Origin of the sequence: Streptomyces odontomachi (assembly GCF_024435355.1) — a bacterium.
GTDB classification, from domain to species: domain Bacteria; phylum Actinomycetota; class Actinomycetes; order Streptomycetales; family Streptomycetaceae; genus Streptomyces; species Streptomyces odontomachi.
Genome location: NZ_JAMJWG010000002.1, coordinates 1 through 16,780, shown reverse-complemented (window position 1 = coordinate 16,780; position 16,780 = coordinate 1). Strand labels below are relative to the sequence as shown.

14 protein-coding genes are annotated in these 16,780 nt (G+C 69.7%); 4 read left to right on the top strand and 10 right to left on the bottom strand.

The features are described from left to right. Window positions 1-55: 55 nt before the first annotated feature. From NQO67_RS04645 to NQO67_RS04635, 3 genes are all read right to left on the bottom strand, one after another. Entirely contained in the window at window positions 56-454 is a 399-nt protein-coding gene (locus NQO67_RS04645) for a hypothetical protein (protein ID WP_255946831.1), read from the bottom strand. A gap of 198 nt (window positions 455-652) precedes the next feature. After that, window positions 653-1,579 (bottom strand): non-homologous end joining protein Ku, encoded by a 927-nt coding sequence (ku, locus tag NQO67_RS04640; protein ID WP_255946829.1) that lies wholly within the window; start codon window positions 1,577-1,579, stop codon window positions 653-655. Window positions 1,580-1,996: 417 nt separating this feature from the next. Beyond that, the gene (locus NQO67_RS04635) at window positions 1,997-2,743 is read right to left on the bottom strand and encodes an AraC family transcriptional regulator (protein ID WP_374118898.1); all 747 of its coding nucleotides are present in this window, start codon (window positions 2,741-2,743) and stop codon (window positions 1,997-1,999) included. A 252-nt stretch (window positions 2,744-2,995) separates the two neighbouring features. Between NQO67_RS04635 and NQO67_RS04630 the strand changes: the two genes are divergently transcribed. After that, a complete protein-coding gene (locus NQO67_RS04630) occupies window positions 2,996-3,712 on the top strand; it encodes an alpha/beta fold hydrolase (RefSeq protein ID WP_255946818.1) in 717 nt (238 codons plus the stop codon). 53 nt (window positions 3,713-3,765) lie between these two features. On the opposite strand, the gene NQO67_RS04625 is transcribed toward NQO67_RS04630, so the two are convergent. The 3 genes from NQO67_RS04625 to NQO67_RS04615 form a co-directional block, all read right to left on the bottom strand. Continuing rightward, a complete protein-coding gene (locus NQO67_RS04625; RefSeq protein WP_255946816.1) occupies window positions 3,766-4,437 on the bottom strand; it encodes a tetratricopeptide repeat protein in 672 nt (223 codons plus the stop codon). A gap of 35 nt (window positions 4,438-4,472) precedes the next feature. Beyond that, window positions 4,473-6,335 carry an ABC transporter ATP-binding protein gene (locus NQO67_RS04620; RefSeq protein WP_255946814.1) on the bottom strand — a complete coding sequence of 621 codons (1,863 nt, stop codon included), beginning with the start codon at window positions 6,333-6,335 and terminating at the stop codon, window positions 4,473-4,475. Window positions 6,336-7,073: 738 nt separating this feature from the next. Further along, on the bottom strand, window positions 7,074-7,427 hold the full coding sequence (locus tag NQO67_RS04615; protein WP_255946812.1) for a VOC family protein: 354 nt from the start codon (window positions 7,425-7,427) through the stop codon (window positions 7,074-7,076). Between the two features lie 277 nt (window positions 7,428-7,704). On the opposite strand from NQO67_RS04615, the gene NQO67_RS04610 reads away from it, so the two are divergent. Then, window positions 7,705-8,313: a DUF6461 domain-containing protein gene (locus NQO67_RS04610; RefSeq protein ID WP_255946810.1), complete on the top strand. Its 609-nt coding sequence runs from the start codon at window positions 7,705-7,707 to the stop codon at window positions 8,311-8,313. A 247-nt stretch (window positions 8,314-8,560) separates the two neighbouring features. After that, window positions 8,561-10,393, top strand: a complete 1,833-nt coding sequence (locus NQO67_RS04605) for a cholesterol oxidase substrate-binding domain-containing protein (RefSeq protein WP_255946808.1) — start codon at window positions 8,561-8,563, stop codon at window positions 10,391-10,393. 76 nt (window positions 10,394-10,469) lie between these two features. On the opposite strand, the gene NQO67_RS04600 is transcribed toward NQO67_RS04605, so the two are convergent. Next, on the bottom strand, window positions 10,470-11,069 hold the full coding sequence (locus tag NQO67_RS04600) for a hypothetical protein (RefSeq protein ID WP_255946798.1): 600 nt from the start codon (window positions 11,067-11,069) through the stop codon (window positions 10,470-10,472). Window positions 11,070-11,202: 133 nt separating this feature from the next. Further along, window positions 11,203-11,691, bottom strand: coding sequence for a hypothetical protein (locus NQO67_RS04595; RefSeq protein ID WP_255946796.1), 489 nt, complete (start codon window positions 11,689-11,691; stop codon window positions 11,203-11,205). Window positions 11,692-12,444: 753 nt separating this feature from the next. Between NQO67_RS04595 and NQO67_RS04590 the strand changes: the two genes are divergently transcribed. Continuing rightward, window positions 12,445-15,234, top strand: a complete 2,790-nt coding sequence (locus NQO67_RS04590) for an AfsR/SARP family transcriptional regulator (protein ID WP_255946794.1) — start codon at window positions 12,445-12,447, stop codon at window positions 15,232-15,234. Between the two features lie 60 nt (window positions 15,235-15,294). Here the strand turns inward: NQO67_RS04590 and NQO67_RS04585 are convergent, their stop codons facing one another. Both NQO67_RS04585 and NQO67_RS04580 read right to left on the bottom strand, forming a co-directional pair. Then, complete coding sequence (locus NQO67_RS04585; protein WP_255946792.1) at window positions 15,295-15,759, bottom strand: HIT family protein; 465 nt, start codon at window positions 15,757-15,759, stop codon at window positions 15,295-15,297. 382 nt (window positions 15,760-16,141) lie between these two features. Further along, window positions 16,142-16,678, bottom strand: a complete 537-nt coding sequence (locus tag NQO67_RS04580; RefSeq protein WP_255946790.1) for a GNAT family N-acetyltransferase — start codon at window positions 16,676-16,678, stop codon at window positions 16,142-16,144. Between the last annotated feature and the right edge of the window lie 102 nt (window positions 16,679-16,780).

Below are 16,780 nucleotides of genomic sequence, written 5' to 3'. Positions count from 1 at the left end.
GGGACCCTTCCCAAGCGAGACGCCGTATGGCTACCGGCGAGGATCCGCAGCCTCGTCAGGGCTTCCAGGTGCCGAGGCGGTCCAGGCGGCGCAACTGCTGGCGTGCGGCGGGCACGTCCGGGCCCTGGCCGCGCCGGGTGAGACGGGAGGCGACGGCGGTGCGGTGCTCGACAGGCTTGTGGTCGTCGTACTTGAACTCGGCCCGTACGTCGATCACATCCAGCTTCGGACCGCGGATGCCGGGGAGCATCCGTCCGTAGGGCGGCTGGTCGGGGTCGATGGGGGCGTGGTCGCCGTCGGGCCGGAAGTGCGCCATCTGGCGGCGCGGCAGGTCGGCCTTGGCCTCGGGGTCGTCGACGATCTGGGCACGGCAGGTGAACTGGTCGTGGCCGTCGGTGATCCAGGCCTGCCATTCGGCTTGGTCCAGGGAGGCGTCCCAGGGCCGGATGAACATGCGGTACCACTTCCCGACTTTCGCAGCACGACGACCCGACGGACGTCAGGGTCGCACGCACCTGCGCGGCCTGTCGTCGGACGAACCCGCCGACACGCCCGCCGTCGACACCGCCGACACCCGCCGCGGCTCGGGCACCGGAACCAGCCGTCTGATGATGACCGTCCACCTCCCGGCCGCGGCGCCGGTTCCCTCCGCCTAGGCGGAACGGCGTGACTGGCGGCCGCTGGCCTTCTTCGCCGTTTTCTTCGCCGTTTTCTTCGTCGTCTTCTGCGCTGCCTTCTTCGTGGTCCTCTTGGCCGCCGTCTTCTTCTGCCGTTCGGGCATCTTGTGGACGGTGGCGTCTTCGCCGCGGGAGGTGCGGGCCTTCTCGACCGAGTTGCGCAGGGCGTCCATGAGGTCGACGACCTGTGCCGGTTGTTCCTCGCGTGCGGGATGGGGCGGCTCGACACCTTCGCGCTTGGCCTCGATCAGTGCGGCCACGGCTTCGGTGTACTCGTCGGTGTAGTCACTGACGTCGTCCCGGTCCATGCTCTCCATCAGCTGGATCGCGGCCTCGATCTCCTCGTCGCTGAGGTCGACGGGCGGGGGAGCGAGGCTGGCGGGGTCGCGTACTTCGTCGTCCCACTTCAGGGCGTGCAGGGCGATGGCCTTGCCGATGACGCGGAGCATGCCCAGGCGTTCGCGGTTGTGCCAGGCGTACTTGGCGATGGCCACCTTGCTGGAACGCTCCAGCGCCCGCCGCAGCAGCACGTAGGGCTTGTTCGCCGCGGAGTTGGCGGCCTCCAGGTAGTAGCCGTCGGCGATGCGGATCGGGTCGATGCGTTCGGCGGGCAGGAAGGCGACGATCTCGATCGCCTTGGCCGTGGGCAGGGGCAGGTTGTCCAGCTCGTCGTCGCTGATGGGGACGACGGTGCCACGCGTGATCTCGTAGCCCTTCCCGATCTCGTCCGCGGGTACCTCTCGGTCCTCCAGCTCGCACACCTTGCGGTTGCGGACGCGGCCGCCGTCGGCGAGGTGGATCCGGTGGAAGGAGATCGAGTGGTCCTCGGCAGCCGCCGTCACCCGAATGGGGATCGTGACCAGGCCGAAGCTGATCGAACCGGACCAGATGGGTCGGGGCATGGCGGTACCTCCCGAAAAGCCCCGAGAGGGTCAGCCTACCGCCGAGCTTCTCACCCCACACGTGAAACGAGGGCCGGGGCTGGCCGTGCGGGGGAGGGGGCAGCGGGCGTCGTCGCCTACGGACCAGTGGCTCCGGTCGCCGTCATGGTCTCCTCCACGACCACCCGCTCGGCGGCGGCGCGAAGGCCGTGAAACGCGACGTCGACGTCGCGGCACGAACAACCGGGGGACGTCCTCGGCGAGGAAGCGCGTGATCGCCTCCTTGCCGACCGCCTGGACGATGGCTCGACTCTCGAGCGACATGCCGCGACAGTGAGCGCGCGCTACGGGAAGGGCTGGCGATTTTCCGGCATCGCAGCTGTGCGGCCACGTGTCGCGGTGGAGGATCGCATCGGCCCGGGGGTGAGCCAGTACGAGTCACCCCGAGGACGCGGCCGCCGTCGGGAGTCGGGAGGCGTGGGCAGTGGTCTGGAGACCGGTTCGGTAGCGGCCCGGGGTCGTTCCGATGATGTGGGTGAACGCCGCGATGAAGCTGCTGGGGTTGGCCCATCCGCAGGCGTAGGCGGTTCGGATGGTGTCGTGGCCGGCAGCGAGGAGTACGAGTGCGTGGTAGACGCGTAGCTGCGTGCGCCACTCATAGAAGGTCATGCCGAGTTCGTTGCGGAACAGCCGGCTGAGGGTGCGGTTGCTGGCTCCGATCGACTTCCCGAGTTCGGCCAGCGTGGTGTTGTCTGCCGGCTTCTCCCGCAGCATCCGGGCGATGGCCTGCAGCCGGTCGTCCCGTGGCTCCGGCAGGTGCAGTGGCTGCTCGTGCGCTTCGCGGAGTTCATCGACGAGGACGCGAAGGAGGCGAGTGCGCGCGGCGCGGCTGTAGTGCGGCGCGTCATCGTCGTAGTTGCGAGGGCCGGTCAGCGCGAGCAGGACCTCGCGGGCCAGGCCGGAGGCCCGGAACACGGCGGGATCGTCCGGCAGGAGCCGGGCGAGGGACGGTGCGAGGAAGACGATCCGCATATCGGTGTCGCCATGGGCGCGGTGGTAGTGCGTGAAGCCGGCGGGGGTCCAGGCGACCCGGTTGGCGGGGACGATCGACGTGCCGTACTGGGTGTGAACCGCCAAGACGCCGCTGGCCGCGTATACCAGGTGTCCCCGTGCGTGCGACTGCACGGCGCTTGTCTCGCCGGACGGCCACAGGTGGCGCCCGCCGGAGGGCCACACATGTGACGTCACACCGGCCGTCGGGCGAGGTTGGCGGCGAACGGGCATCGGTTGGCATTCTAGCGGTAGCACGCCACACGGTGATCTGGTGACACTGCCTCCATGCGGAGTGGTCTTCAGACGGGCGGAGCGTCCGAGCGGACCACACGGCGGCGCGGTGGCGCGCCTCGCCGCCGCGGCTTGCGACAGAAGGAGAGACGCATGGCAACGTTCGTCCTCGTGCCCGGCGCCTGGAAGGGTTCCTGGGCGTTTGAGGAGGTGGTTCCGTTGCTGGAGCGAGCCGGTCATGCCGTGCACGCCCTGACCCTGACCGGTCTGCGGCCGGACGACGACAACGCGACGGTCGCGACCGCCAACCTCGACACGCACGCCGACGACGTGGTGCGGTACCTCGAGCACAACCACATCACCGGCGCGACGCTGGTCGGCCACAGCTACGCCGGGTTGGTGATCGCCGCCGTCGCCGACCGCGCCGACGGCCGGATCTCACGGCTGGTGCATCTCGACGCCTTCGTGCCGCGTGACGGCGACTCGTGGTGGTCGTCGACGAACGAGTACTTCCGGGCGGTGGCCGTCGCCGGCGTGGCGGGCACCGGCTACGCCGTCCGACCGCCGGACGGCGGCAGCGACGACCCCCGCCGCCGTCCCCATCCCCTCGCGTCGTTCCTCCAGACGATCCGGCTCACCGGCGCGCTCGCTCGGGTTCCCTGCCGGGAGTTCGTCTACTGCTCGGGATGGGAGGACCGGACGCCGTTCGCTGGACTGCGCACCCGACTCCTAGCCGATCCCGAGTGGCGGGTGCACGACCTCCCGACCGGCCACGACGCCATGCACGAGGCCCCGGAGGCGGTCGCTGCACTCCTGCTCGGCGAGGGTACGGCCGATGCGTCGACGCACACACGGCAGGCCTGCCCTTGAGGGCGACGCGTGCGCTGCGCATCCCGCGCTCCCGGGGGCGCAGGCCCGTCATCTCAGGCCCCGTCCGTCGAGATGCGATAGACGAACGTCGGGTACGGCTCGGCCACCTGCCGCTGCCACGCCGGCACGATCTCCTCCGGTTCCGCCGCGCGGGCCTCGGCGAAGGCCCTGACGCAGAGGGCGTGGACACCGGTGCCGTCGGCGCGCTGTGTGAGGGCAAGGAGAGCGCACAGTGCGGTGACCGCTTCGCCGGGGCGGCCGGCGGCGAGGTGCGCCAGCGCTGCCGCACGGAGGGCGAAGGCGAGGTGGAAGTGGGTCTCGGCGAGTTCGGGCGTGTGGCGGTCGGTCTCCGCACCGGCGCGCTCCAGCACCTCCCGCAGGACGGACTCGGACTCCTCGAGGCAGGCCAGGGCAGCCGCATGGTCACCGGCGCGCAGCAGGGCACGGGCGAGGAAACGGAGCCGTCGGGCGGTCAGGGGGTGGTACGTCCGCCAGTCGGACTCGGCCAGGCGCCGGGTGAGGGCCACCCCTTCGCTGGCCGACGCCACGGCTGCTGCGGGGTCGTCGACCCGTCCCTGAAGGAGGCTCAGGAGCGGCAGCGCACGGGCAAGGGCCGGCTCGTAACGCTCCGGTGAGTGGTTCGCGGCACGCCGGCACAGGGCCACACTGCGCTCCGCGGTGGCCACGGCCTCATGGGCTGCGCCCGCCCGGCTCTGGGAAGCCATCGGGACTGGGCTTCTTGACGTGGTGGTGGGGCGGTTCATGCGGGTGTCTGGTGTTTCCGGCTCTCCTGCTCGGCGGTGACCTGGTACGACAGCAGTTGCTGGAACAGGCCCGGTTGCTGGGCGAGCTCCGGGTAGGTGCCTTCCTGCACGATCGTGCCTTCGTCGAGAACCACGATCCGGTCGGCCACGGCGACGTTGGTGATGCGATGCGTGACCAGCAGCACTACCCGGTCCCGAGCGAGGTCCCGCAGGCGCTGGAAGATGCGGTGTTCGGCACGGGGGTCCAGGTTCGCGGTCGGCTCGTCGAGAACGAGCAGCCCCGCCTTGCGGAAGAACGCCCGCGCGAGGGCGATGCGCTGCCACTGTCCGCCGCTCAGCTCTTCACCGCCCAGCCACTCGCGGGCGAGGAGGGTGTCCAGGCCGGAGTTGAGCCTGTCGACGACCTCGTCGGCGCCCGCGGCCTGGCACGCTTCCTGCACCGCGGCGTCACCGCGTGCCGTGGGCTGCCCGAGGGTGACGTTCTCGCGTGCGGTCAGTGGCCAGTGCGCGTAGTCCTGCGGCACCAGGGCCACATGCTGCCACAGCGCCTGCGGGTCGGCCTGGTCCGTGGGGGCGCCGTCCCACAGCACCTGTCCGTGTGTGGGCAGGTACAGGCCGCTGACCAGCTTCGAAAGCGTGGATTTGCCCGAGCCGTTGAAGCCGACCAAAGCGGTGACCTCGCCTTGGCGCAGGGTGAGGGACACGTCGGACAGTGCATCCTGGTCCTTGCCTGCGTAGCGGTGGGTGACCGACTTGATCTCGATGGTCCGCGGTGGCCCGGGCTGGCGTGGGCCCCTGTGCATGCGGAACCCGCCCGCCTTGTCCAGGAAGCCGCTCCAGTCGTCCATGAACAGTCCCGTGCGCACGGCTCGCGCCCCGACGGACACCAGGGCGCGGACCGACTGGCCCACCGTCTGCAAGGCGAAGACGGCCGTTCCCGCATGGCCGACGCTGATACGGCCGTTGGCCAGCAGCCACACGACCGCCGCCCACACGACTGCGGATCCCAGGCCTCCGCACAGGGCGCCGACCAGGGACATGCGGGCGCCCTGGTCGGCTGCGGACCGGTCCTCGCGGTTGATCCGGGCGACCGTCTGCCGGTATCGGTCGGACAGGAACGCGGCCATGGTGCTGGCGCGGATCTGGTCGGCGGCGTCCTTCGTGTAGATGTGCCAGCGCAGCACCGACAGCATCCGCAGGTCGCCGTTGCTGCGTAGGTTCGCCAGGTACCGTACGCGGGCGGCGCTGACCTGGGCGACGGCCTGTGGCAGGCTGGCCGCCACCAGGAGCGGGAGGAGCACCCAGTGCACTCCGGCCAGCACGATCGCCCCGGCGAGGAAGCTGGCGCCTGAAGCGATCAGGTCCTGGCCCTGGTTGATCAGGTCACCGGTGACCTGGGCGCCGCGGTCGGCGGCTTCACGGGCGCGGTTGAAGTCGGGTTCGTCATAGGCGCACAGCTCCACCTCGGCACAGCCGGTCAGCAGCATCTGCTCGGCCTCGCGCGACATCAGCGGGCCCAGGCGGGCGGAGAGCCAGTTGACGGTGATGCCCAGCAGGGCGCGTACGCCGCTGGCGCCGGCCAGCAGGGCCACGGACGGCCACGCCTGCACCAGCCTGTCGTAGACGTGTCCGCTGGTCAGCAGTGCGGTGAGGGTTCCACTGATGGCGACGAGGCCGAGGGCCTGCATCACGCCGGAGACCGCCTGGCACAGCAGCAGGCCCAGGGTCGCCCGCCGGTCGACCCGCCAGGCGAGCGCCAGTGAACGACGCACCAACTGGGGCAGCCGACGGGCCATGTCACGCATCCGAATGGAACGGCCGGCCGTTTCACGCCTCCCGGTCAGGTCGACGTACCGCATCTGCGACCCGGGGGCAGCGGTCTGCGAGGTGGCGTCCGGCTCGCAGGCGGTGGGGACGACCTCCGGTTCGCCCGCGGGTTCGGCAGGTGCCGTGGTGTCCGGGGGATTCCGGCGGGCGGCGCGCGATTCGGGGGCGCTGTCGGCGGCTGCATCGGTGGGTCCGCTCATGCCGCCCACCTCGTTTGCGGGCGTGCTGAGCGACGGGAGGCGGCGGCGTCAACCTTCTGCGTGTCGACGACGGACGCTTTTGCGACGGGCCGCCGCTGTTCGAATCCAAGAGGCGTGCGCACGAGGGCGAGTACAGGATGCATGGCGTCCTCCATCTGGGCGCGTAAGGGGTACTGATGCTCTAAGAACGCCTCCGCAGGGGGTCCGTAACGGGCTTCTCAGGGGCAGATGATGGACGGATGTTCTATTGGCTGGTACGGGCCGGGCAGGTCGCACTCCAGGGGGAAAGAAGGGCGCTCGAACGCATCACGTCACCCGTTCGTGGTCTTGTCCTGGATGCCGGACACTGCCTGTGGGCTGGTGGCTGGACCAGGTCAACGGCGCGGCGTGTTCTACGGCTTCGTTGCGAGCGTCTGATGCCGGTCGGGTCGGACGGGGGTCGGGGGACGGTCGGAGGACACGGGGCCCGGGTGGCGTTGCAGACCGTCGCCGTCGCCGTCGCCGTCGCCGTGCCGAAGGTGTCGGGCGTCGGCGCTTGGCGCGCCGTGAAAGGCGGGGCTGTGTGCGGTGTCAGTAGTACTGGGTGAGGCAGAATTCGTGCTCCTCGGGGTCGGCCATGACGACGACCACACCGTCGTCGTAGTCGTGCCGCTCGCCTGTGAACCGGCCGCCGAGGGCGACGACCTGGGCGATGCCCTGGTCGATGTCGTCGACCGCGATGTCGAGGTGCAGACGCACCTTGCCCTGTTTGGGTTCGCCGACAGGCTGGAAGACGAGGCGGGGCAGTGGGTCGTCGGGCTGGCCGAGGTAGATCCAGCCGGGTTCGGAGGGCCCTTGCGGGCGGTCCAGCAGCGTGCTCCAAAAGCGTGCCACCCGTTCCACGTCGACGCAGTCGACGGTCACTCCGGTCCAGCGGTTCGTCATACGGTCACTCCGATCCAGCGGTTCGTCATGTCGTCAGCACTCCGGCGTCATGGGGATGTTCTGGCGTGCACGGCTGCGATGCCGTGGAACACGAGCGCTAGGCCATGCTCCGACTCAACGAGTACAGCCGACGTCGGGCGTTCGTGGTCGGGTGTCTGCCCGGTTCGACGGCCGCGTCTGCGCACCGGTCGTCGTGCACGCCCCGGCCGTCGACGACGTCCCCAGCAGATAGCGGCCCCACACCGTCCGACGGACCCGAGTAGAAAGGCCCCGCACCGTGGACCTGGACGAGATGTTCGGCGAAGGCTGGTGCATGACCCTCGCCCCGCACCCCCTCACCGAAACCCTCCACCTCATGGGGGTGGCCGACCCCGTCCCCTGCCCCGAGGGCCTGAACCACGCCACACGCTTCCTCCAGGAGCACCAGGGCGAAGGCGCCTTCATCCTCGGCCGCGCAATGCCCGGCGGCTGGACCCTCACCGTGGAATTCGAAAGCTGGATCGGCTTCGACGACGACGTCCTGCGCACCCTCGCCGCCGACGGCCGTACCGCCGTCAGCGCCTACCGCGACCCCGACACGAAGACGGCCACCATCGCCCACGACGGCGCCATCCTCGGCCGTCTGGAACTGTCCGGCGGCTACTTCGGCGGACCCTCCGGCAGCGTGGACACCGGCCACCCCGTCGTCGCCTCCCTCACCGCAGCCGGCTTCGATGCCTCCGAGGACTGCGAACCCAGCGGCGAAGCCGACACGGAAGAGCCCGAAGGCTGCCTCATCCTCGCCGTACGCGTCCTGACGGGGATCACCCTCACCGCAGCCGACTTCGACGCCCCGTGGACGGGCGGCGTCTCCTGCCCCGCCTTCTCACCTGGCCGTTCCACTTGAGTTCGGCAGGGATCGCTCGTCCGGCACCCGGGCCGCCGGCGCGGGTCGCCGCTGCCTCTTGCCTGCACCGGGTAGACCGGGCAGGACTCCTATATGGCTTGAGCTCCCGAGATAGGTTGATTCACGAGACATTCACTCGTTCATGTGAATCGACCGAACGTATGACCGTAAGGCCCTCGTTGCTGGGTAATGTGCGTGCTCGACCGGTCCGGCAGGCCGGTCCGGAGCGGGGCAGGGGGATGTACGGATGACGGGCGACCCTTCGAACCAGGGCGGCGGGCCGTCGCGGCGCAGGCTGCTCGCGTCGTCGGCCGCCGCGAGCGGCGCGGTCTGGCTGCTGCCCGGGCTGGTCCGGCCGGGCAGTGCGTACGCGGCAGCGCCACTGCCGCCGGGCTTCCCGGCCGGGATCGACGTCTACCAGCGCGCCTACGAGAACTGGGCCGGTGAGATCCATACCGACCGGCTGTGGACGTGCGCGCCCCGCAGCCCTCAGGAGGTGCTCGACGTCGTCAACTGGGCCTACGGCGCCGGCTGGACGGTACGCGCGCAAGGGCACCGGCACGGCTGGGCCCCCCTCACGGTCGCCGACGGCACACCCGCCGCGGCCCGGGTCGTCCTGCTGGACACCACCGTGCACCTCACCGCGGTGTCGCTGGAGCGGCAGGCCGCCGACGGGTCGGCCGGGGTCCGGGGCCAGGCCGGCGCCTCGCTGGAGACGCTGCTCGCTTTCGCCGGCGCGGGCGGGTACGGGGTCGTCTCCGCGCCGGCACCCGGTGATCTGTCGGTCGGTGGTGCGCTCGCCATCGGTGCGCACGGCACGGCCGCCCCCGCCGTCGGCGAGAGACCTTCGCCCGGCCACGGCTACGGCTCGCTGAGCAACCTGGTCACCGAACTGACCGTGGTCGTCTGGGACGACGACGCCGGCCGCTACGTCCTGCGGAGCGTCAACCGAGCCGAGCCCGACTGCGCCGCGCTCCTCACCCACCTCGGCCGCTCGCTCGTCACCGAGGCCGTCCTGCGGACGGGCACCGACGACAACCTCCGCTGCCAGTCCTTTCTGGACATCCCCGCCACCGAACTGTTCGCCGCCCCCGGCGCCCCGGTCGGCACCCGGACCCTGGCCGGCTTCGTGGACCGCACCGGCCGGGTGGAGGCGATCTGGTTCGCCTTCACCGGCAACCCCTGGCTGAAGGTCTGGAGCGTTGCCCCGAACCGGCCGTTCACCGCCCGCGCGGTCGACGAACCGTACAACTACCCGTTCTCCGACTCCCTCCCCGAGCCGGTGGCCCGGCTGGCCGGGGACCTGGTCTCCGGGGCCTGGGCGAGCGCGCCGCTCTTCGGGCAGGTCCAGTACCTGCTGGCCAAGGTCGCGTTGACCGGCGACATCACCGACGTCCTGCTCTCGGGGACCCCCGTGCGGGACGTGCTGACCGGCGACGTGCTCACCCACCTGCTGGCCGGCGGCCTGCGCTCGGACCTGTGGGGCGCCTCCCGCAACCTCTTGCAGTACGTGCGGCCCACCACGCTGCGCGAGACCGCCAACGGCTACGCCGTCCTCACCCGCCGCGCCGATCTGCAATGGGTGGTCAGCCAGTTCGCCGACTTCTACCGCACGCTGCTCGCTCAGTACGCGGCACGCGGCGAGTACCCGGTCAACGGTCAGGTGGAGATCCGTGTGACGGGCCTGGAGGATCCATCCGTGTGCGGCGTCCCCGACGCGCGGCCCCCGCTGCTGTCCGCCTTGCGGCCGCGTCCCGACCGGCCGGACATCGACACCGCCGTGTGGATCGACATCCTCTCCCTGCCGACCACACCCGCCCTGCACCGCTTCTACCGCGACATCGAGCAGTTCCTCCTGACCCTGGACGGAGACCGCGCGACGGTTCGCGTGGAATGGTCCAAGGGCTGGGCCTACAGCGACACCGCCGCATGGTCCGACCCGGACGTCCTCACCCGCGCCATCCCCGCCAGCCAGCGCGCCGGGGGCGGCCCGGGCTGGGATGAAGCGATCGCGACGCTCGACCGGCTCGACCCCCACCATGTGTTATCCAGCCCGTTCCTCGACGCGCTGCTGCGCTGAGCGGGCGGGCAGCCGGGCTCCCGGCGCGACCCTTGACATCCCGCGCGGCGCGCCGCTCGCGGACCCGGTGCGTACCTCAGGCACACTCGGTTGGGTACGCGCGCTGATGTTGCGGGAAGGGCAATCGGCGTTGACTCGCAGCATGAACGCAACGGCACAACCGCCGAAGGAGATCGTGCATGCCTCTTAGGGCGTGGGTTGCCGTATGGATGAATAGAGGTGTTGGCCCTTCCCCAGAAGGCTGGTCCGGAACGTTCCCCCGCCACAGCAGTAGACCGTGGCGTCGTTCCCAGTAGATTCCGTATGCGCCCCTTGCGAGCCGATCGATCACGATCACCAGTGGCCATAACGCCACCCAGGATTCCCATATCAGGCCGATGACCAGGCTCGGCGCCACCAGAAGGACGACGAAGGCCCACTCAAAGCTGTGGCGGAGAGACTCGCGCGGCGCAGGTAGTACCGTCTCAGGGCTGGCCAGAGGAACCGCGCTCTCGAAGTCACGCCTTTCGCCGCCCAGCCAGGCTGACCCGGTGAAGACGAGAGCCCCGAATACGGCGGCGAGCGCAATGACGAAAACAACGGCCTGCCAACCGGCGTCCCCCTTGGGAGGACCGCTCACACCGAACACCACAGCCGCGTTGATCGCCACTGCGCACGCCGCTTCGACAACGGTCATCAATTGGTGGTGGACGTACCTCTGCATGTCCGTCCTCCCCTCCGCTTGTCTCTCTACAGTCCGGTGTCGCTCCGCCACGGCTATGCCACTCTCCCCGACAAGCGTCCGAGCCGCGGAACCCCCTACCGACCACTCAAGCGCTGTGACGTTCGGTGAGCGGGCCCACGCCAAGGTCTTCCCGCATGAGCTTGCGCATCTCGGCGGCCGCCTTGCCACGTGCCTCCCAGCGCGCCTGATCCTCCGGACTACTGACGGCAGTGCCGTCGATGTATCCGTCGCAGATGCGCCGCAGGCAGTGGTACACGCTGTTGGAGGCCTTGACGACAGGTTCGGGCGCAATGAGCCACATCCGTTCGGATGCGATGGCGATGCCCGAGTCCCGAAAGGCTTCGCGTAGCGCAAGTGCCCGCTCTTCATGGAAAGGGTTTTCTCGCCCGGCCAAGGCCCGCAGGGTCTCACCCAGGACCTTCACGACGGTGGTGTACTGCGTGTAGGCGTCCAGCCGTAGCTTGAGAGCGTCCTTGGCATCCTCGCGCTTCCACCGGTTCCGATCCGCGATGAGCGTAGCGACGATGCCGATCACGGCCCCGGCCAAGGTGGAGAGCAGTGGCAACCAATCCATGCGGACCAGCTTGCGTCACACCGTGACGGCGGCGCCAGGTGGGCTTCGAGGCCGAACCCGGCGGCCGAGCAAGGCATCAGGCTGCGAATTCCGCGCAGCCCGGGATTCCCTGTCAACGGTGCGGGAGTCCGCCAGCGGGTCCGTATTTTCTGGAGTGGTACCCAACCCGGACACCAGGAGAGCCGTTAAGGAGAGCGGAACTCGCGTACGCGGTTGACATGGCTCGGGTTTGTCAGAAGCGCGCGTCGTTGCATTCCGCCTCCGAACAGCCCCCATGAAGCATGGGTGGCGAGGCGACACGGACCTTCGGCTGATTGGCCCCTGTGAGCTGTTTGGTCTGGGCCCCTACGGTGTGGTGTTGGAGCCGGGCGTGCGCAGCCGGGGGTGCGGGGGATGGGTGCGATGGGGCAGGCGACGACCTTTGCTGTGGCGTGTGAGGAGCGTGGGTGGGGTCAGCCTGCGGTGTTCCGTGCTGCCTATGCGGTGGTGGCCGGGAGGCTGGGGGAGCCGGGGGAGCCGGGGGAGGTGACGGCGCGGCAGTTTCACCGGTGGCGTCAGCCCGATCCGCCGTGTCCACGCCCCTCGAAGCAGCGGGTGCTGGAAGAGATGTTCGGCATGCCGTTGGAGCAGCTGGGCTTCTGCGTTCCTGTGCACCGCCGAAGCGATCAGGCTTTGGAAGCCCAGGTGAGCTTGGGTGGTTCAGGTGTATCGGTGACGTCGCCGGCTCCGCTTCGGTTCACGGTGCTGGGGCCGGTGCGTATCTGGCGCGGGCCCGACGCGCTGCGGGTGGGCGGTCCTCAGGAGCGCGCGATGTTGTGCGTCCTGCTGTTACAGGAGAGCCGGGTGGTTTCCGCCGCGGAACTCATCGACGCGCTGTGGGGCGAGACGCCCCCCGATCGGGCTCTGGCCACGGTGCGTACCTACGCCTCCAGGCTACGCAGGACGGTCGGCTCTGACGTGCTGGTCTCCGAGGCCGGCGGATACCTGCTCCGGGTTGCGCCGGGAGAGCTGGATCTGACCGTGTGCGAGCGGTACCAGGCGCAGGCGCAGCAGGCCCGCGCGGAGGGGGATCTGTCCGCGGCGCGGGAGGCCTTGGACAAGGCGGTGGTGCTGTGGGAGGGCGAGCCGCTGGCGGGAGTTGCAGGCCCTTACGCTCACGCCCAACGCGAGCGCCTGGCACAGTTCAAGCTCGGCCTGCTGGAGCTGCGCAGCGAGATCAGCCTGGAGGCGGGCCTGCACAACGACGTGATCTCCGACCTGACGGCGTTGGCTGCCCAGTACCCGCTGCGGGAGCGGCTGCGCGCGTTGTTGATGCTGGCGTTGTACCGCAGCGGCCGGCAGGCGGAAGCATTCGACGTCTACGCCGACATCCGCCGACTCCTCGCAGACGAACTCGGCGTCGACCCGGGGCCGGAACTCGCCGAACTACACCAACGCATCCTCCAGGCCGACCCGACCCTGACGGCACCTGCGCGACCGGTGACCGTGCCCGGGCGGGCCGCTGTTCCTGTGCCGCGGCAGCTGCCGGCGCCTCCAGCGATCTTCACGGGCCGCTCCCGCGAGCTGGCCCGTCTGGATGATGCCCTGGGCAGGGACGGCGATCACGGTGCCACCCTGGTGATCTCCGCGATCGGGGGGACGGGCGGCATCGGCAAGACCTGGCTCGCGCTGCACTGGGCGCACCAGAGGGTCAAGGACTTCCCCGACGGGCAGCTGTATGTGAACCTGCGCGGCTTCGACCCGGCGCAGTCGCCCATGCCACCCGGCGCGGCGTTACACACCTTCCTCGAAGCGCTCGGCGCCAGCCCACGTTCCATCCCGGCGGACCTGGACGCCCAGGCAGCCCTCTACCGGAGCCTGGTGGCCGAACGGCGGATGCTGATCGTGCTCGACAACGCCCGCAACTCCGAACAGGTCATCCCCCTCCTACCCGGCGGCACCAGCTGCACCGTGCTCGTCACCAGCCGCCAGCAGCTGCCCAGCCTGATCACCGCGCACTGTGCCCGTCCCATCACCGTGGACACCCTCGACGACGCCGAGGGGTACCGATTACTCGCCGACCACCTCAGCCCGGCACGCGTCGCAACGGAACCCGAAGCCGTGGCCGACCTGCTCGAACGCTGCGGCGGACTGCCACTGGCCCTGGGCGTCGTCGCCGCCCGCGCCGCCCTACGCCCCGACTTCCCGCTTGCCCACCTCGCGGCCGAGCTACGGGCCGATCCGAACCGCCTGGACGCCTTCGACACCGGAGAAATCACCGCGAGCGTACGGGCCGTCTTCTCCTGGTCCTACCACGCCCTGACCCCACCGGCCGCCCGACTCTTCCGACGACTGGGCCACTACCCCGGCCCGGACATCTCCACAACGGCCATGGCCGCCCTGGCCGGCACCACCACCGAACAGCTGCGCCCGCCCCTGGCCGAACTGGCCCGCGCCCACCTGATCGACGAGTACAGCCCCGGCCGGTACACCCTGCACGACCTGCTGCGCGCCTACGCCGCCGAACTCGCCGAGGCAATCGACACCAAGGACGAACGGCACGACGCCGTGCGACGCATCCTCGACCACTACCTCCACAGCGCCGCAAACGCCCAAGCATATGTGACAAGGAGCCCGCACTCCATCGCCCTCCCGCCGCACGCGCCCGGCGTCGCTCCAGTGAAACCCGCCGATCAGGGTGCCGCCATCGTCTGGCTCAGCAGCGAGCTGCCGGTCTTGGACGCGGCCATGGAACTCGCCACCGACACCGACTTCGTCACTCACGCCTGGCAGCTGGCCGGGATACTCACCACCTTCTTGGACATGCAGGGCCACTGGCACTCGGCCGTGGCCACCCACGAACGTGTCCTGCACGCCGCCCAACGCGCCGGGGATACGGCCGGGCAGGCTTGGATGCACGCAGGCCTTGCCTGGGCTCTGGGCCGGCTCGGGCGACACGGCAACGCGCGCCACCATCTCGACCGGGCCCTTGCGCTCTTCACCGAACTCGGCGACCGGACCGGGCAGGCCCGCATGCACCAACACGCGGCCTGGCTGTTGGGGTTCCAGCAAGGCTGTTCGGAGTCATTGACCCACTCCCGGCAGGCCCACGCCCTCTACGAGGCCGACGGCAACCTCAGCGGCATGGCCCACGCTCTCAACTCGATCAGCGTGGACCTCTGTCTGCTGGACCGATGCCAGGAGGCCGTGGCACCCTGCGAGCAGGCCCTGCACATGTTCGAGCAACTCGGATCACCGCACGGGCAGGCCGCCACCTGGGACAGCCTCGGCTACATCCACCACCACCTCAAAGAACACGACCGCGCTCTCGCGTGCTACAGCAACGCCCTCGAGCTACACCAGCACTTGGGCGACCGCTACCGCCAGGGTGAGATCCTCACCCGCTCAGGCGAGACACACCTCGCAGCAGGTGACCCTGAAGCCGCCCGCACCGCCTGGCAGCGCGCCCTGGAAATCTTCCTGGAACTCGACCACCCCGATGCCGAAGCAGTTCAAGCCCGACTCAGGGACGTGCGCACGGACGGATACGGCGCCCCCTTGTGAGGTGGCGTGCTTCCTCGGCGCCTCAGACGAAAGACCGTCCGGCCCGAAGAGCGAAGGCCGTCAGCGTCGTTGTCTGTCGTCGAGGTCGTCGAGGTCGTCGAGGGCAGCGAGGCCGCCACGGACGGCAGCAGCCGTCTTGTCGAGTTGGTCGCGTTCCTGGACGCGCCAGTCAGCATCAATGCGAAATGGGTCACCTGTGAAGCGGGGAAAGACATGCAGGTGAACGTGGAAAACCTCCTGGAAGGCTGCTTCGCCGTCCGCAAGGAACAAGTTGACGCCCTCACACCGCAAGCCTGATCGGCGGAGTGCACGTCCGAGCTGATGTGCCACTTTCCAGACCTGAACGCCGACGTCCTCCTGAAGATCCTCCAGCCCCACCGCGTGCGCCTTGGGGATGACCAGCAGGTGGCCCGGGGTGACGGGCTGGAGATCCATAGGAGCGATCACCGAGTCGTCTTCGTGGACGATGCTGGCGTCCGCTTTCCTCCCGGCTATTGCACAGAAGATGCATCCGTCGTCCGTCACGGCCTGTCCCCTCAAAACCCGAGTACGTCGTGCCGCTCACAACACCAGAAGCGGCACCCAGGCGCGAGCGACTTGCCCCCCCCGCATCTGGCCTCTCCCCGGGTCCGAGTCCACTCGGGGCATCGTGTCGCGGTGGTCCACTTCGCCCCTGCCATTCTGCTTGGCTCTGGGGCGAGCCGGACAGTAGGACTCGATGCCGGTTTCGATGGGGGCGGTGTTGACTTCGCGCCCGACTCACCGATCCGTCAGTGGACCGAATCCCTCGCCCAGGCCCCAGGCTGCCTGACAAGCCACCGACTGTCCCCGCAGTGGGAAAGGGTGGCGCAATTCAGTGACCCCGGGTGCGACTGAGCCGGGTCCGGAGCCCACGCACCCCATGCCGTCACGATTGCGGCCGGTCCGCCCGCAGAAGCCAACCCTCACCGCCAGTGAACTCGACGCCCTGGAACGAGGCGCCGAACAGCACGTGATGGAACCCGAGTTCTCGATGCAAGTCGAGCGAGGCGCGGTTCCGGGCGGAGATGAAGCACCAGATTGCCGAGTCCCGTTCCCAGACCCAGTCCATGCGCCGCCGGGTCAGCAGCCTCGCTATGCCGCGCCGCCGCCAGGCAGGATCCACCGTGACGCCGGTCAGGTAGTAGCCGGCCGGGGCATGGTCCATAGGGTGTTCAGGAAGGAATGCCACGTTCGCATATCCGACGGCTTCGCCGGCCACCTTCGCAGTGACCACAAGGCTGCGATCGCCACAGCGCGCCCGATGGATGCGGCCCGCCCATTCGCGCGCCGAACCACCGCGCGCCCGGGCCTGCAACACGGCCAGCACCGACACGTCGTCCCCGGTCGCCTCCGCCACCACTGCGGACGCGGGGGCGTGCCGCTCAAGCGGACGCGGCACGTAGGCGGCGAACCGCAGACCCATTCCTCCCATGCCACCTCCCCACCCCAGCGCATCGTCGACCACCACGCTATTGCCGCCCGCGTGAGGCTGCTAACCGTCCAACAATGCGATACGAGCCACTAG

Bases quoted from the DNA above. Each gene is read 5' to 3' on its own strand.
- NQO67_RS04615 (WP_255946812.1), bottom strand. From the start codon at position 7,427: ATGACGAACCGCTGGACCGGAGTGACCGTCGACTGCGTCGACGTGGAA.
- NQO67_RS04645 (WP_255946831.1), bottom strand. From the start codon at position 454: ATGTTCATCCGGCCCTGGGACGCCTCCCTGGACCAAGCCGAATGGCAG.
- NQO67_RS04600 (WP_255946798.1), bottom strand. From the start codon at position 11,069: ATGACCGTTGTCGAAGCGGCGTGCGCAGTGGCGATCAACGCGGCTGTG.
- NQO67_RS04620 (WP_255946814.1), bottom strand. From the start codon at position 6,335: ATGCGGTACGTCGACCTGACCGGGAGGCGTGAAACGGCCGGCCGTTCC.
- NQO67_RS04580 (WP_255946790.1), bottom strand. From the start codon at position 16,678: ATGGGTCTGCGGTTCGCCGCCTACGTGCCGCGTCCGCTTGAGCGGCAC.
- NQO67_RS04630 (WP_255946818.1), top strand. From the start codon at position 2,996: ATGGCAACGTTCGTCCTCGTGCCCGGCGCCTGGAAGGGTTCCTGGGCG.
- NQO67_RS04605 (WP_255946808.1), top strand. From the start codon at position 8,561: ATGACGGGCGACCCTTCGAACCAGGGCGGCGGGCCGTCGCGGCGCAGG.
- ku (WP_255946829.1), bottom strand. From the start codon at position 1,579: ATGCCCCGACCCATCTGGTCCGGTTCGATCAGCTTCGGCCTGGTCACG.
- NQO67_RS04625 (WP_255946816.1), bottom strand. From the start codon at position 4,437: ATGGCTTCCCAGAGCCGGGCGGGCGCAGCCCATGAGGCCGTGGCCACC.
- NQO67_RS04595 (WP_255946796.1), bottom strand. From the start codon at position 11,691: ATGGATTGGTTGCCACTGCTCTCCACCTTGGCCGGGGCCGTGATCGGC.